The sequence below is a fragment of the Helicobacter mehlei genome (assembly GCF_003660265.1).
In the GTDB taxonomy this organism is placed as follows: domain Bacteria; phylum Campylobacterota; class Campylobacteria; order Campylobacterales; family Helicobacteraceae; genus Helicobacter; species Helicobacter mehlei.
On sequence record NZ_QXQP01000003.1, the window covers coordinates 74,695 to 90,610 of the forward strand.

The 15,916-nt window shown below is 46.6% G+C and carries 15 protein-coding genes; 5 read left to right on the forward strand and 10 right to left on the reverse strand.

The genetic code is table 11. The features are described 5' to 3' along the window. Window positions 1-2: 2 nt before the first annotated feature. Window positions 3-1,391, reverse strand: coding sequence for a sugar phosphate nucleotidyltransferase (locus tag EAO36_RS01795; RefSeq protein WP_120948103.1), 1,389 nt, complete (start codon window positions 1,389-1,391; stop codon window positions 3-5). A 107-nt stretch (window positions 1,392-1,498) separates the two neighbouring features. On the opposite strand from EAO36_RS01795, the gene EAO36_RS01800 reads away from it, so the two are divergent. The 4 genes from EAO36_RS01800 to metK all read left to right on the forward strand — a co-directional run bounded on the left by EAO36_RS01800 (window position 1,499) and on the right by metK (window position 5,508). Next, the gene (locus tag EAO36_RS01800) at window positions 1,499-2,395 is read left to right on the forward strand and encodes a HugZ family heme oxygenase (protein ID WP_120948104.1); all 897 of its coding nucleotides are present in this window, start codon (window positions 1,499-1,501) and stop codon (window positions 2,393-2,395) included. A 122-nt stretch (window positions 2,396-2,517) separates the two neighbouring features. After that, window positions 2,518-3,306, forward strand: a complete 789-nt coding sequence (gene rpsB, locus EAO36_RS01805) for a 30S ribosomal protein S2 (RefSeq protein ID WP_013889897.1) — start codon at window positions 2,518-2,520, stop codon at window positions 3,304-3,306. After that, window positions 3,290-4,357 (forward strand): translation elongation factor Ts, encoded by a 1,068-nt coding sequence (gene tsf, locus EAO36_RS01810; RefSeq protein WP_120948105.1) that lies wholly within the window; start codon window positions 3,290-3,292, stop codon window positions 4,355-4,357. Before rpsB ends, tsf begins: the two co-directional genes overlap by 17 nt. A gap of 2 nt (window positions 4,358-4,359) precedes the next feature. Beyond that, the gene (gene metK / locus EAO36_RS01815) at window positions 4,360-5,508 is read left to right on the forward strand and encodes a methionine adenosyltransferase (RefSeq protein WP_120948106.1); all 1,149 of its coding nucleotides are present in this window, start codon (window positions 4,360-4,362) and stop codon (window positions 5,506-5,508) included. A gap of 17 nt (window positions 5,509-5,525) precedes the next feature. On the opposite strand, the gene EAO36_RS01820 is transcribed toward metK, so the two are convergent. Genes EAO36_RS01820 through EAO36_RS01840 form a run of 5 tightly spaced genes read right to left on the reverse strand, consistent with a single transcriptional unit; the run spans window position 5,526 to window position 10,038 of the window. Then, on the reverse strand, window positions 5,526-6,167 hold the full coding sequence (locus EAO36_RS01820; protein ID WP_120955626.1) for an ABC transporter ATP-binding protein: 642 nt from the start codon (window positions 6,165-6,167) through the stop codon (window positions 5,526-5,528). Next, the gene (locus tag EAO36_RS01825; protein WP_120948108.1) at window positions 6,164-6,778 is read right to left on the reverse strand and encodes an ATP-binding cassette domain-containing protein; all 615 of its coding nucleotides are present in this window, start codon (window positions 6,776-6,778) and stop codon (window positions 6,164-6,166) included. The genes EAO36_RS01820 and EAO36_RS01825 overlap by 4 nt, the downstream gene beginning before the upstream one ends. Then, the gene (locus EAO36_RS01830) at window positions 6,771-7,553 is read right to left on the reverse strand and encodes an ABC transporter permease (protein WP_120955627.1); all 783 of its coding nucleotides are present in this window, start codon (window positions 7,551-7,553) and stop codon (window positions 6,771-6,773) included. Before EAO36_RS01830 ends, EAO36_RS01825 begins: the two co-directional genes overlap by 8 nt. Then, window positions 7,550-8,503: an ABC transporter permease gene (locus tag EAO36_RS01835; RefSeq protein WP_120948110.1), complete on the reverse strand. Its 954-nt coding sequence runs from the start codon at window positions 8,501-8,503 to the stop codon at window positions 7,550-7,552. Before EAO36_RS01835 ends, EAO36_RS01830 begins: the two co-directional genes overlap by 4 nt. Further along, the gene (locus EAO36_RS01840; protein ID WP_120948111.1) at window positions 8,503-10,038 is read right to left on the reverse strand and encodes an ABC transporter substrate-binding protein; all 1,536 of its coding nucleotides are present in this window, start codon (window positions 10,036-10,038) and stop codon (window positions 8,503-8,505) included. The genes EAO36_RS01835 and EAO36_RS01840 overlap by 1 nt, the downstream gene beginning before the upstream one ends. Before the next feature lie 123 nt (window positions 10,039-10,161). Here EAO36_RS01840 and EAO36_RS01845 point away from each other — a divergent pair, with 123 nt between their 5' ends. Then, window positions 10,162-11,181: a HoxN/HupN/NixA family nickel/cobalt transporter gene (locus EAO36_RS01845; protein WP_120948112.1), complete on the forward strand. Its 1,020-nt coding sequence runs from the start codon at window positions 10,162-10,164 to the stop codon at window positions 11,179-11,181. Between the two features lie 18 nt (window positions 11,182-11,199). Here EAO36_RS01845 and radA read toward each other — a convergent pair whose 3' ends face one another. Genes radA through EAO36_RS01865 form a run of 4 tightly spaced genes read right to left on the reverse strand, consistent with a single transcriptional unit; the run spans window position 11,200 to window position 15,888 of the window. Further along, the gene (gene radA, locus EAO36_RS01850; protein ID WP_120955628.1) at window positions 11,200-12,540 is read right to left on the reverse strand and encodes a DNA repair protein RadA; all 1,341 of its coding nucleotides are present in this window, start codon (window positions 12,538-12,540) and stop codon (window positions 11,200-11,202) included. Continuing rightward, window positions 12,524-13,408 (reverse strand): signal recognition particle-docking protein FtsY, encoded by an 885-nt coding sequence (ftsY, locus tag EAO36_RS01855; RefSeq protein ID WP_120948114.1) that lies wholly within the window; start codon window positions 13,406-13,408, stop codon window positions 12,524-12,526. Before ftsY ends, radA begins: the two co-directional genes overlap by 17 nt. After that, entirely contained in the window at window positions 13,408-13,965 is a 558-nt protein-coding gene (locus EAO36_RS01860; RefSeq protein ID WP_120948115.1) for a hypothetical protein, read from the reverse strand. Before EAO36_RS01860 ends, ftsY begins: the two co-directional genes overlap by 1 nt. A gap of 48 nt (window positions 13,966-14,013) precedes the next feature. After that, window positions 14,014-15,888 (reverse strand): methyl-accepting chemotaxis protein, encoded by a 1,875-nt coding sequence (locus tag EAO36_RS01865; protein ID WP_235852233.1) that lies wholly within the window; start codon window positions 15,886-15,888, stop codon window positions 14,014-14,016. Window positions 15,889-15,916 lie beyond the last annotated feature (28 nt).

Here is a 15,916-nt window from a genome sequence, read left to right on the forward strand (position 1 = left end):
CTTTAGGGGCGTTTGTAGTCATCTTCTAAGCGTTCAATGTCGCTTTCATCCAAGCGTGCACCGCATTGCACTTCTAAAATTGTTAGGGGCTCATGGGTGTCATTGCCCAATCGGTGGATTTGCCCTTGCTTGATGAACACGCTTTCATTGGTGGCCACTTGCAGGTGTGCATCGCCCACCACCACGCTAGCCACCCCCTCCACAACGACCCAATGCTCGCTTCTGTGTTGGTGTCTTTGCAGACTCAAACGTTTATGGGGCGTGATCTTTAGAAGTTTAACCTTAAAAAAGGGGCATTCTAGCAAGACCTCAAAGCTCCCCCAAGGGCGGTATTCTAAGGGGTAGTTATGCACTAACTCAGGGTATTTTTGGGCGATCTCTGTAACCAGCGTTGGGAGTTTGTCTAGGTGATCTTGGTGGGCAATGAGCAAGCCATCCTTAGTATCCACCACCACCAAGCCATGCACGCCCAACAATGTACTAAATTTGTGGCTATAGACATAATTATGCGTGGCTTGCTCAAAAAGCACTGGCTTGGGGGTGTGGGGAGTGTTGTGCTGGCTATCCTCTTGTAGGCTTTGCTTCAGACTTGCAAAATGCCCCACATCGCGCCAATTAGCCTTTAGAGGCACAACAAAGAGGTTTGGGCATTTTTGCCACAAACACACATCCACGCTCCCCCCCTCTTGTAAGTCTTGGGTTTGGCATTTGATAATATGGGGTAGGCGTTTAGCTTGTCTAAAGACTTCTTGGCAGGCTTGGAGCATGTGGGGGACATGTCGGGCGCAGGTTTGCAAAAATACACCCGCCTTAAAGACAAACATGCCACTATTGGTGTAAAAATGCCCGCGCGCCTGTGCTTGGAGTTGGGCTATCTGGGTGGGGTTGGGTTTTTCTATAAAACCAAGAACGGGGCTAATGCCCTCTTCAAGCGGGGCGCATGTGATCAGGCCATATTGGCTATTGGGTTCTTGATCCACCCCAAAGAGCATGGTTTTACCCTCTTTGGCGTGCTGGACTGCAATCTCCAATGCACTTTGGAAGGCGGGCTTGTCCATGAGGTGATCGGTGGGGCTTATCACTAAGATTTCCTCTAAATCGCATGCCAAACTTGCTAAGATCAAGGCGTTCATGGTGTTTTTAGGTGCACTCTCCAATAAAAAATCAGTGCGATCTTCTAAGTGGAGCGCGCTCATCTCCTCTAGGGCATGGAAGTAATGTGCCTCGTTGCAGACCACTAAAAAACGCGCTTGGGGGTGATCCAAACGATCTAAAGCCAGACCAAAAAGACTCTTGGAGTCATAGAGTTTTAAAAATTGCTTGGGAAAATGTGAGCGGCTTAAAGGCCACAGCCTTTTCCCACTCCCTCCGCTCAAAATGACATGCACCATGCCTAACCTTTGTGAAAAAAATAAACAACAGACATCGAATTAACCTGCACATTTGTAAATTTAATGATATAATAAGAAGCCTTAAAAATACTACGAGGAGTTTTTAGATGGATATTAGCTTTATTGTTGATCATATGAACAACAACCATGTGCAAGACATGGAGGCGTTGCTAGCCAAGTTTGGTCAAGTTAGGGGTGCGCATGGTGTCCGCATGAAAAATGCAGACATGGGTGGCATGGACATTGTTTATATGATAGATGGCAGAGAATCGATGTTGCGGATTGATTTTCCGGCCAAAGTTGAGAGTGTTGAGGGCATTAAAGATGCGATTATCGAGATGTGCCGATCAATTGCCAAAACTACAGATATGGACGAAGTGCGTGCCGATTTAGAGCGTTTTAGAGAAAGCTTTAGCACCGTTTGCATCGCTAGCTTGAGCCCTGAAAATGAAGTGATCTGTTCTTACAGCGCGCTTTTGTTTGACGAACAAGATGGCAGGAGGCAATTCTACATTTATGTGAGCGAAGTGGCTGAACACTTCAATAGCATTAAAGCCCACCCTGACAATGTTGAAATCATGTTCTTAGAAGATGAAGCGACAGCCAAATCTCCCATTTTACGCCGTCGCTTGCGCTACAGAACCCGTGTTACTTTCATGGAGAGAGGTGCGGAGTTTGATCGTGTTTATGATAACTTCATCCAAAAACATGGCAAAGGTCGTGGTTTAGAAACCATCCGCCACATGCAAGATTTCCACCTCATCAAACTAGACTTCATCAAAGGTCGCTTTGTAAAAGGTTTTGGACAAGCTTACGACATTGATGCGCATGGCAACATCACCTATGTAGGCAGCAAAGGCAATCCACACGCCATGAAAGATCGCAGAGATCACAGCGTGGATCGCCATCCAGAACACCCCCATGGACACCCACACGCCGATCGCCGTGATCGCCACGAACATCCCCATAAAGATCATGGGAGAGATGAACGCATCAGCCACTAATGCACCTTGCCCCTTCGGGGGCTCTCGATTTTTTGGTTTTTAGTTTCTGTTTTTCAAATCCCGCACACGCTTTAGCTTAAAGTGATCGTCAGAGCGTGGAGGCAAACTTTAAGGAGTAAAGAATGATCACCATGAAAGATTTATTGGAATGTGGGGTGCATTTTGGACACCAAACACGGCGTTGGAATCCTAAGACGGCGCGCTTTATCTTTGGTGTGCGCAAGAATATCCACATCATAGACTTGCAAAAAACTTTGCGGTACTTCCGCTACACCTATAACATCGTGCGTGATGCTAGCGCAGAGGGCAAAACCATTATGTTTGTGGGCACCAAAAAGCAAGCCAGCGATGCGCTCAAAGAATATGCCATGCAGGTCAATGTCCCCTATGTGAATTACCGCTGGCTAGGCGGGATGCTAACCAATTTTAGCACTATTAGAAAATCCGTGCGCAAATTAGAGATCATGGAAGAGATGGAGAGTAGTGGGCAGATCGACTTGCTCACCAAAAAAGAAAAGCTCATGATCTTGCGCAAAAAAGAGAAATTAGAAAAATATTTGGGTGGGGTGCGCCACATGAAAAAAATGCCCGATATGATGTTCATTGTGGATGTGGTGAAAGAAAAAATCGCGGTGGCAGAGGCGCGCCGATTGGGTATCCCCATCATCGCCCCCTTAGACACCAATTGCGATCCCGATTTGGTGGATTACCCGATCCCGGGCAATGATGATGCGATTCGCTCTATTCGGCTTTTTTGTAAAGAAATGGCAGAGGCGATCACTGAGGGGCGCGAGTTGGTGGGGCGATCCACAGAAGAAGTTGAGGAAGTCGAACACGCTAGTGAGTTAGAACAAGCAGAGTTACTAGAAGAATTGCAATTAGAAGGAGGGCAAGATGAGCACACAAATTAGTGCCACCCAAGTCAAGCAACTACGGGAAATGAGTGATGCGCCGATGATGGATTGCAAAAAAGCGTTGGTGGAATGTGGGGGGGATTTGGAAAAATCTTTAGAATACCTGCGCCAGAAAGGCTTGAGCAAGGCGATTAAAAAGGCAGATAGGTTGGCTAGCGAGGGTGTGGTGGCTTTAGAGGTGAATGAAGCCCAAGCCACCATGTTGGAGATCAATTCTGAAACCGATTTTGTTGCCAAGAACGATCATTTTAAAGCCCTTGTGAGCAAAAGCCTAGAGGTGGCTAAATCTTCTAACGCCCAAAGCGTGGAAGAACTCTATCAGGCTTCTATGGGGGGTGAAAAATTCCAAGATTATTTGCACAGCGCGGTGGCCAAAATTGGAGAAAATATTGTGGTGAGGCGTTTGGCCCAAGTGAGTGCGCAAAAACAGGAGGCATTACATGCCTATTTGCACGCTAACCAACGCGTGGGCGCGATCATCAAGATCGCCCACAAAGACCCCAAAAATACACCCGCTTTAAGGGAATTGGCCCGCCAAATTGCCATGCATGCTGCTGCGATGAAACCCGTTGTGCTCGATCACCATGCCTTTAGCCCCGAATTTATTGCCCAAGAAAAATTAGCCTTAGTGGCTGAACTAGAAAAAGAAAATGAGGAATTCAAACGTTTGGGTAAGCCTTTAAAGCATATCCCTAAGTTTGTGAGTATGGCGGAGCTCACCCCCGCGGTGCTCCAAGCCCAAGAAGAGGAATTTAAAGCACAACTTAAAACAGAGGGTAAGCCCGAGAAAATCTTTGATAAGATTTTGCCCGGCAAGATGGAACGATTCATTGCCGATAACACGCTTTTAGATCAACGCCTCACTTTATTGGGGCAGTTTTTTGTCATGGATGATAAAAAAACCATTGCACAAGTCCTCCAAGAAAAAGGCGCGCAACTCCATGATGATTTGGTTATCGGTGCTTATGTGCGCTTTGAAGTGGGCGAGGGTGTGGAGAAAAAGAGCGGGGATTTTGCCGCTGAAGTAGCCGCCCAAATGCAAGGCTAGTCATGGGGGCTTATCTTTTCACCTCCGAATCGGTTACAGAGGGGCATCCAGACAAAATGGCGGATCAGATCAGTGATGCCATTTTGGACTACATTATTGAGCGCGACCCGCATGCGCGCGTGGCATGTGAAACCTTGCTAGCTAATGGATTTTGCATCATCACTGGTGAGCTCAAAACCCGCGTCTATGCCCCCATGCAAGAGATCGCGCGCTCTGTGGTCAAAAACATTGGTTATACCGATGCGCTCTATGGCTTTGATTACCGCAGTGCAGCCGTACTCAATGGGATTGGCGAACAGAGTCCAGATATTAATCAAGGCGTGGATCGCGCCGATGGGGAGGTGGGTGCGGGCGATCAGGGGCTGATGTTTGGTTATGCGTGTGATGAGACTCCTGCTTATATGCCCCTAGCCATCCACCTAGCCCATGCCATCACCTCCGGGCTAGCCAGTGCTAGAAAAAGCGCGACCTTGCCTTTTTTACGCCCCGATGGAAAAGCACAGGTTACTATCCGCTATGAGGGATATAAACCCGTGGGGATCGACACAATTGTGATCTCCACCCAGCACAGCCCCGAGATCGATCAAAAACGCCTACGCGAGGCGGTGATTGAAGAGATTGTCTATAAAGTCCTGCCCAAAGAGTTTTTAAACGACAATATTACTTACCATATCAACCCGACCGGGAAATTTGTCATCGGCGGTCCTCAAGGCGATGCGGGTTTAACCGGGCGCAAAATCATCGTGGATACTTATGGGGGGAGTTGCCCGCATGGGGGCGGGGCATTTAGTGGGAAAGACCCCTCGAAAGTGGATCGCAGTGCAGCCTACATGGCACGCTACATCGCCAAAAACTTGGTGGCTAGCAAGGTCTGTTCGAGAGCCACCGTGCAACTGGCCTATGCCATTGGGATCGTCGATCCCGTATCAGTGTATATCAACACCCACAACACCAGCAAGCACAGCCCAGAAACCCTAGAGGCTTGCGTGCGCACTCTTTTCAAACTCACACCCAAGGGGATCATGCAAAGTTTAGATCTCTTGCGTCCCATTTACAGACCCACCGCCACTTACGGGCATTTTGGGCGTGAAGGCTTTAGCTGGGAGCAAACCGATAAAACCCAAGCCATTCAAGAGTTTTTGGGTGAATAAGGGGAACTAACCACCCATCACTCCACCAACCTCCCCCCCTCGATCACAAGGTGGCGGGTGAAGTATTTTTGGGCGATGGCTTTGTCATGCGTGATGGCGATCATGGTGGTTTTGTAGCGTGCTTGGTAAGCCATCAACACCTCCATGATCTCGTATTTCAAATTCTTATCTAGCGCGCTGGTGATCTCATCTAAGAGCAAGACTTGTGGTTTGATGAGCATGGCGCGCGCAATGCCCAGTCTTTGTCTTTCACCACCACTCAGCTCACTAGGGTAGCGTTCTAAAAGTGCGGGAGCTAGTTTTGCTTGATGCATGATTTCTGCTAAATCCTCTTGGATGCCAAAACGGTGGCACACACTACTTAAAAGGTGCTTGACTAATTTAGCCGGGTTGAGTGCACTTAATTGATCTTGAAAAACATATTGGATTGCTTTTCTAAATGCTTTTTCTGGGAAATCTAGGATATTCTTTTGATCGCATAAAATTTGCCCGCTATTAAAACTCTCTAACCTAGCAATGCACTTAGTGAGCGTGCTTTTGCCACTCCCGCTACTCCCCATTAACGCCACACTTTCCCCACTTGACACGCAAAAGCTAATGTTTTTTAAAATCGCGTAATTGCCATAGGATTTTTCCAAGTGCTGGATTTCTAAACTCATGAAAAATACCCCATTTTATCCCCAAAATAAGTCATCCGCCCACTCTCTAGCACCAAAACCTCTTCACAGAGTGCGTAAGCGACCTCTTCATCGTGGGTGATCACCAGCCTTTGGGTTTCTAATTGCAAGAGTAATTCAATGACACTCTTAGTATTGGCACTATCTAGGGAGCTAGTAACCTCATCTAATAAAAGAATTTTAGCCTCTAGGGCGAGATTGAGCGCAATTTGGATACGGCTTGCCATGCCCCGACTAAGCTCATAGGGGTAGAGCTCCCATACCTTAGGGGGGATGTTCAGCCGTTCAAAAATAGGCTGTATGTGGGTGAGTCTGTCCTTTAAGACCATTTGGAAAGTGTCCTTGATCTTAAGGTAGGGGAAAAAGCAACTGATACAATCTTGGAAAACATAGCTCGCCCGCCCCTTGGTGGCAAGCTTGCTATATTGGGCTTTGAGGTGGTGGGGCAAAATGCCGCAGATGGCTTTAGCCAGCGTGCTTTTGCCACTCCCGCTACTCCCCAAGATTGCCAAATGCGCTTGCGTGCTGAAACTCACATCGTATAAAATTTGGTTTTTGGGGGCAAAGATATTTAAATGCGCAATCTCAACCATGTTTTTGCACCCGTTCCCCCAAGAGCATTAAACCAAAGACAATCCCAAAAACAGCCAATCCGGGGGTTAAAACCAGCCACCACACCCCCGTAAAAATGGCTTGAGAGGCTTCATTGAGCATGTTACCTAGACTGGCCTCCCCCACCATCAGCCCCAAACCAAAGAAACTCAGCAAGGCCTCCGCACTAATGGCATGCGCGCAAGTATTGATAAAGAGCACAAAAACACTGCTTTTAGCCACAGGCAAAATTTGATCAAACATGATTGCCAAACGCCCCGCCCCCAAAGCCTTTTCATTCAAAATAAACTCGCGAGTGGCAATATTGCTAAATTCGTCATAGATCACCTTAGCTACACTCCCCCATGAAAACACCGCTAAAAGCAAACTTAAGCCCAACATGCCAAAGGCGCGCTGGTTAAACGCGCTAAAAAGCAAGATAAGCAAGAGATTGGGTAGGGACAAAAACCCATCCAAAAAACGCAAAAGCAAGGATTGGATCATTTTGGGTGCATTGAGGGCCAGGAAGGCATAGGCAAAGGCGATGATCATAGCCAACACCCCGCTTAAAAGTCCGATGAATACGGAGGTTCTCAGTGCAAAGAAGAGCCGTGAGAGTTCATCACGCCCTAAAAAATCTGTGCCTAGGAGGTGTTTGCCACTGGGGGGGAATTTGAGCTGGGCTAAATCTACTTGGGTGGGATCAAAGGGGGCTAAAAAGGGGAGCAAAAAAAGCACCCCTAAGAGGAGCGCACCAAAAATAAGAAATTTTTTCATGCTTGCCATCTAGGGTTTAAAATTTTAGCCATGATCTCTACGACGAGATTAAAGAGCACGACGACGATTGTGCTGAGTAAAATGATGCTGAGGGCTAGGGGGTAGTCCTTACTCAAAAGCGCGTTAATGGTAGTGCTCCCCAAGCCCCCAATAGAAAATACGCTCTCTACAATGTAAGTCCCTCCCAAAATCCCCGCCGCATTGGCTCCAAAGTAGCTAATGATGGGGAGCAAGGAATAGCGCAACACTAATCTAAATTGGATGATTTTTTCACTCACCCCCCATGAACGGTAGCTAGTCACAAAAGGTTCTTGCAAACTCTCTAGCACCACGCTGCGCACCAAGCGTGTATAAATTGCCAAATGCGAAAGTGTGAGCGTGGCAATAGGCAAGATCATGTGAGTTGCTAGATCGCCCAAACTCTCATCACCCCCTAATTCATAGACTCCCGAGCTGGGCAAAACCCCTAAAAGGACGCTAAAAAACATGATGAGGATCGAGCCTAGCCAAAAATTGGGGATACTAAAAAACCCCAAAGTAACTAACATCACCCCCCTATCCAGCCAAGAGCCCTTGAATAACGCGCTTAACACCCCCAAGATGACAGCCAGCACAAAACTGAGGATAAAACTTGTCAGTCCTAGAATCAAAGTATAGGGCAGACGGGCTTTAATAATAGCTACTACACTCTCCCCGCTCGCAAAACTAACGCCAAAATCCCCATGTAAGCTTTGGTTTAGCCACACCAAATAGCGCACCCACAAGGGGCGATCCAGCCCCAGATTGGCGATCATGCGCGCCTTGATCGCTGGGTTAAGGGCTTGGATGCTATCCCCATAAACCCCAGCAACCACATTGGCACTCGAGAAGTTCAACATCACAAAGATCACAAAACTAAAGATAAGCAAGAGGAGCAAAGCCCCCCCTATTCTCTTAACCCAAAAAAGCACTAATCCTTACTCCACTCGGCCACATTGTGCGTGAACCGTGCTCCATGGTGCCCCAAAATGGTGGGTTTGATCCCATGGATGCGATCGCTATAGGCTAAGGGATAACGCAAATAGACTAAAAATGCAAAGGGGGGGTTATTATGCAAGGCTTGGATAAATTTGGCATACCAAAACTTGCGTTTAGCGATCTGGTCTGTGCTACGTGCTTTGAGCAAAGCCTCATCAACTGCCTTATCGCTATAGTGATTGTAATTCCAGCCATTGGCATTCAAGCTCGCATCCATCTTAGAACTAAAAACGCGGTAAGTCTGCGTGTCTGGATCAAGCGGACTGCCCCAGCCAATGATAAAACTATCCACCTTGTCAATCTCAAATGCCCCATGGTTTTTGGCAATGGCATGTGCTTTGATCCCCACTTTAGCCAACTCACTTTGTAAAATATTCGCCAAAGTAACACGGAGTGGATCGCTATTAAAAGCGTAAATATCAAATTCTAAAGGCTTGCCCTGCTTGTAAAACACCCCATTTTGGAGCTCCCAGCCATCTTTAATCAAAATCTCTTGGGCTTTCTTGGGATCATAGGGGTAGCCCTTGGCATTAACGTCATTAGCCCAGCTAGCTTGGATGGGGTTATTAGCCACAAACCCGTAACCATGCAAAATTTTATGGGCGATCAGCTCCTTATTGATCGCATAATTGATCGCTTGGCGCACCGCTAGTGATTTTAATAATTTATTGTGGAAGTTAAACATCAAGGCGCGGTAATCCGCACTTTTTATATCCATGATCTTAATGTGTGGATTAGATTGGAGTGCCTTAACTAAATTGGGTTCGACCAAAGCCACATCTAAAGACCCGTTCTTGATTTCATAGGTGCGGACATTGTAATCGGGTACGATTTTTAAGATCACCTTTTGGGCTTTGGGCTTGTCCCTATAAAAACGATCGTTAGCCACAAAGGCGATGTAACTCCCCTTTTGCCACTTAGCAAACTTAAAAGGCCCCGTGCCAATAGGGTGTTGGTTGTAGGCATGGGTGTTTAAGTCCTTGCCCTCTAAGAGGTGCTTGGGCAACACTCCCATGCTCAAGGCATCCAGCAGAGCAGGGTAGGGGGCTTTGAGCGTGATCTTAAGGCTGTAAGGGCTTAACACCTCCACGCTCTTGATCGCCTCAAAGCTAGCGCGTGCGGGTGCGTTGAGCTTATCATTGAGGGCTTGCTCAATGGTGAATTTCACATCTTGAGCACTAAACTTCTGCCCATCATGCCAAAGCGCATCCTCCCTTAGCTTAAAGGTCCAAACCAGCCCGTCTGGACTCACCTCCCAACTTTTAGCCAAATCAGGCTCAACTTTCATCTCAGGACTAAAGCGAGTCAGCCCGCTAAAGACAAAATCTAACGCGCTGTCATGATCGGCATCAAAGAGCGGGTTAATGCGCGCGGTTTCATTTTCAATCCCGATCACAATGGTGTTTTTAGGGGTGCTGGCAAGGACTTGCACGCTCAAGAGGACCACACAAAAAAGCCGTCCGATCATCAATCTCCCTTTTATCATCTTAAAGCACATAAAACATATCATTATAGTATTATTCGCGTTAATCCTGTGTTAATTTTTTTGCAGGTTCTAAATATGACAAATTTAAAAACATAAGGTTGTTGCATGCGTTCGTGGTTGCCCTATGCTTTGGCGATTGTTTTTTTACATGCTTTGGGCTTGTTGCTCTTGTTTTTATCCGGGGATATTAAGTTTTACGCCCTAGCTGGCACGGCTTATATGCTAGGCTCTAGACATGCCTTTGATGCCGATCATATTGCCTGTATTGACAACACGATCCGCAAACTCTCCCAGCAAAAGCAAAATGCCATGGGAGTTGGGTTTTACTTTTCTATGGGGCATTCTAGTGTGGTTATCTTGGCTACGATCGTCAGTGTATTTGCGATCCGCTGGATGGACACCCACACCCCCGCACTTAGGGAGGTGGGGGGCGTGGTGGGTACCTTAGTTTCGGGTCTATTCTTGCTCTTGGTAGGGCTAATCAATGTCTTTATACTGATTGATCTTTTTAAGGTCTTCAAGCAGAGTCAAAGCAGTTCTTATAACCAAGAAGCCCTAGAAACCCTCTTGCAAGAGAGGGGTTTGATGAACCGCTTTTTTAAACCCCTTTTTGCCTTTGTTTCTAAGAGTTGGCACATCTACCCGATTGGGTTTTTATTTGGTCTAGGTTTTGATACAGCCAGCGAGATCGCTTTGTTGTCGCTCTCTGGGGGGGCGATCAAAACCAGCGTACTGGGCATGCTCTCCTTGCCCATTCTCTTTGCCGCTGGGATGAGTTTATTTGATACCTGCGATGGGGTGTTCATGGTTAAGGCCTATGATTGGGCTTTTAAAACACCTTTGCGTAAAATTTATTACAACATCACGATCACGACTCTAAGCGTGTTAGTGGCATTAGTGATTGGTTTAATTGAGCTTTTCCAAGTGCTCAGTCAAAAGATGCATTGGGAATTTGGTGGATTATTGGGGTATCTTAAAGATTTGGATTTTGGGGATTTAGGTTATTACTTGGTGGGCTTATTTGTGCTGGTTTGGGCGATCTCCTATGGGATTTGGCACTTTGGCAAGATCGAACACGCTGGAGTCAGCCAAGCTAAAGGGCTTGGATCAGTTGGCACAGATTGAGCGTTTAAAAGTCTGGCCCTACATCCACTCAATGATCTGCGACACATCTTTGGCTTCGTAGCAGGCAATGGGGGTTTTGAGATTGGGTTTTTTAGGCACAATCGCCTTTAAAAAGCCGTAATTCTCCATTTCTTTTAAGCGCACATTTAAATTCGGCACTTCTTGCACCGAGCCGGTTAAGCCCACCTCCCCGATGAAGGCGGTTTTATTGCTGATCGGGCGGTTTCGAAAGCTAGAGAGAATGCTGGCGATCACAGCTAAATCCGCGCTCGTTTCGCTGATTTTAATCCCCCCGGATACATTGATAAAGACATCGTAACGATTGAGCGGGATTTCTAGCTTTTTTTCTAGCAAGGCTAAGAGCATGTGCAAGCGGTTAGTGTCAAAGCTGGTGGCAAGGCGTTTAGGGTTGGCTAAAGAGCTTTCACACACTAAGGCTTGGATTTCTAAAATCAACGCCCTTGAGCCCTCCAGCACCACACTTAAGGCACTGCCCGCTAGGCTTTGCTTTTGAGAGAAAAAGAGTTTAGAAGCCTCCTTAGCACTCATCAAGCCCTCTTGGTGCATTTCAAAAATCCCCACTTCGCTGGTCGCCCCAAAGCGGTTTTTAAAACTGCGTAAAATTCTAAGCTCTCTACTCGGATCGCCCTCAAAGTAAAGCACGGAATCGACCATGTGCTCGAGCACCCTAGGACCGGCGATCGAGCCCTCTTTAGTGATGTGTCCGATGATAAAAATGGCGATCTGCTCTTGCTTGGCTAGACGCATGAGATCAAAGGTGATTTCTCTTACCTGAGAGATCGAGCCGGGGGCAGAGCTGATCGCACTAGAATATAAAGTTTGGATCGAGTCGATCACACACACGGCGTAATTTTGCCCGAGTAAATGCGCCTTGATCGTGTCTAAATCAATTTCATTGAGTAGATACAGCTTTTCCTGCACGCATTGTAGGCGATCGGCTCTTAGGCGAATCTGCCCCGCGCTCTCCTCCCCGCTCACATACAGCACGCTTAAACCCGTGCCCGCTAGCCCGCCTGCCACTTTTAATAACAGCGTGCTTTTACCCACCCCGGGAGCTCCCCCGATGAGATACAACCCCCCGGGCACAATCCCCCCGCCTAGCACAATGTCTAATTCCTTTTGTGTGGAGCTAAAGGTGCTAATGCTCTCCTGTTCTACTTTAGTGATCGAAACCGCTGAGAGTGTGGGCGTGTTTTTAAAGGGTTTGAGACTCTCTTTTTGTGGACTACTCAGTTCAACAAAGCTCTCCCATTGCTGGCAATTATTGCACTTACCCAGCCACTTAGGGCTGACAAACCCGCAATGTTGGCACTCAAAAACCCTAGACTTCTTGCCCATCTTTAAAGATCGCATCTAAAAGGCTTTTGACATACTCCATTTCCTCAAAAGCGATCAAATCGTTTTCTTTCTCTCCCACGCCTAGATACAAAATAGGCAGTTGCAATTCATAAAGAATGCTCAAAATACATCCCCCCTTGCTGGTGCCATCTAGTTTGGTAACAATCACTCCGTCTAGCTCTAAACTTTCATGGAAAATCTTAGCCTGTTCGAGTGCCGAGCTACCCTGCGTGCCATCTAGTATTAGGATTTTATAGTAGGGGGCGTTGTTTAGTGCCTTGCTACACACCCTAGAGATTTTTAACAACTCATTTTTGAGATTGGTTTGGTTGTGTAGTCTGCCGGCGGTGTCGATGATGATTTGATCCGCCCCTCTAGCAATCCCCGCCTCAATGGTGTTGAAAGCGAGCGCGCTAGGATCGCTATTTTGCCCCGCGCTAATCACCTCTAATTGCAACTTCTCCCCCCAAAGTTGGAGTTGTTTGACCGCAGCAGCCCTAAAGGTGTCCCCCGCTCCTAATAAAACTTTTTGGTTATTGAGCAGGTGCTTTTTAGCCAGTTTGGCTATCGTGGTGGTCTTGCCCGCCCCATTGACCCCCAAGATTAAAGAAACTAAGGGCTTGGTGTCTAAGGGCTTTAAGCGCACTTGGTCGTAGTAACTCTCTTTGCGTAAAAAACGCATTAAGGCGACTTCTAGGTGGTTGCGCTTGATTTGATCGGGCAGGTGTTCTAAGAGCTTTTCGACTAGATCAAATTGCACATCAAAGCCGATTAAGATTTCCTCCATCTCTTCTTTGCTAAAAGCCGCGTCTTTGGTTTTGAGCAAAGAGGCAACATTTTGAATTGTCTTTTTGAAAAAGTTAAACATCAATCTCTCTGGGTTTGGATTAAATCTTGAAGTTCTTTGGTTAGCATCTCTTCAACAAGTGCCCCGCGGTAGCTTTGATACAACTTGCCATGTTTGTCATAGAGCAAAAAATAAGGCAAGGGCCAAGAGGCACTATTGAGAGGCGTGCTAAAAGAGGTGTTATCCATCAGGTTTAGCATAGAAAAATGTAAGGCATGCTCTTTGGTGTAGCTTTCGATCTTATCTTGTGGATAAGATTTGTCCAAAAACGCTAAAAATGCCACCTTGTCCTTGAAGTTTTCTTGAATACGATTAAAAAGCGTTACAAAAGGTGCAGAGGGTGCATCTAAACCAAAAACCATGATAAAAAGGGGCTTGTGGGTGCTCTCAGGGGATAGGATTTGCAGGTGATCGGGTGTGATTTTAAGGCGAAACTCTTGGTGATTTTGGTCCAAAAAATTAAAGAAGGTTACGGGCTGTTCTTGCATTTCAAGGGGGCGCGACCCGTGCTTTTGATCCGAACAACCCCAAAATAACAACACCACCAACACCCCAAGAAAGCCCGCACGCAGATCCATCTCACTTCTTTTACCAAAAAATGCGCTATTATAACGATTTATCGGTAACTAGACTTTAAACTTCCCTAGCTCGCGATCAAAGATGTCTGCCATTTGCTTTAAAGAGGAGCTAGCTTGGCTCACATCTTGCACGCTTTGGTAATTGAGCGAGGCTAGTTGGTTGATCTCTTGGATTTCCCTCACAATGGCTTGGGTGGCTTTAGCCACCTCCTTAAACTCGCTCACATCGTGGGTGGTGGCGTTGATCACTACTTGGATATTTTGCACATTGGCATCCACGACTTCTTGCAAAGCTAAAGTGAGCTCGGAGGTTTTTAAAATCTCTTGAGCATTGCTGTGCAGATGTTGGCTAATATCCCCCACAGCGCGCACCACTTCGTTAATGGTGTGATCCACCTCATTTAAGCTATTCTTGGTCTTTTCGGCCAATTTACGCACCTCATCAGCCACAATGGCAAACCCCCGTCCATGCTCGCCCGCTCTAGCTGCCTCAATGGCGGCATTGAGGGCTAGTAAATTGGTCTGTTCTGCCACATCGGCAATGAGGGTTAAGATGGCTTTGATATTTTCGGTATTCTTAGAGGCCTCTTCTAGTTTATTAGAAAACTCCACCCCCAGCTGGGCATTGTGGGCGAGATTTTGGCTAAAGGTTTGGATTTTAGCGCGCACTTCCTCTAAGTTATTGCCCGTTCGCACGAGGTTTTTATTGTTGTGATCGGCGTTATTAGCCCCCATCAAAATACTCTGCACAATGTCATTCCCATTTTTAACCGCAACACAAATGCGTTCTGTCTCCTCTTGGGTGTTTTGGGAGACATCACTTGAACTGGTGTGTAACGTGTTGGCGATTTGGGTATTTTGGTTACTCAATTCCTTGATATTGGAAATAATGCCCTGTGTTTTTTCTAAAAGCGCATTGATGTTTTTGGAGATGGTGGCGATTTCATCTTTGCCTTTAACCTGTAGGCGTTTGGTCAAATCCCCCTCTTGAGAGACCAACTCAACGATCAAGTCTCTAAGTTTGATTAAAGGCTTAAATAAAATCTCAATCACGCCAAAGAGGACACACAGGACGATGACAAGAGAGATAACCCCTATGATCAAAAGCGTCTTTTGGATGTCGATTAGACTTGCTAAAGCTACCTTTTTAAACACCCTACCCACGACTTTCCAACCCAGATCGGGCACCGTTGTCCAAACATAGAATTTATCCCCACTGGGGTGATCGCGCTCCATAAAACCCACTTGGTCAGATAAGATTTGGCGGACTAATTGTGGGTCGTCTGGGTGGTATTTGGTGCCCTTTTTGTAGGTGGAGGAGGCGAGCACCACACCGCTAGCATCCAGCACATGCACATGCCCCTTAGCAGCAAAAAAAGAACTGCTAATGGCTTTCAAAACAGATTCTACGGCAACATCTGAGGCGATCACGCCCTTAAACACGCCCTTTTGCATTAAAGCTAGCGAGTAGGTGATGATGGTCTTTTGGGTGAAGAGATCGACATAGGGCTTGGTGATGTAAATGTGGTTAGGATTCTCACGGGCATGCTGGTACCATGTGCGTTTTCTAGGGTCGTAATTTTCGGGCTTTTTCCCAATGGATTTGATGATGATCCCATTTTCAAAGGCGACATGCACATCTTCACTCCCACTTTGCACAAAATTTAAGATTTGCTCCACTCTAGGCAAATCGTTTAAATCCACATTTTCAAAGTGTTTAACGGTATCTTGGAGCATCGCGCGGAGATGCCCATCGGTTTCTTGCAAAGAAGAAGAGAGCATATTCACCATCAAGGAGAGAGTTTGGCGCGTTCCTTTGGTAATGTTGTTTTGGACCTTGTGGCTAATGACGCTCATGGTGATGCCAAAAGTGAAAATCATCAACACCGCCAAAACAAACAAAACCTTTACTCTAAAATTCATATCTTTCCTTTAAATCATAACACCCAAG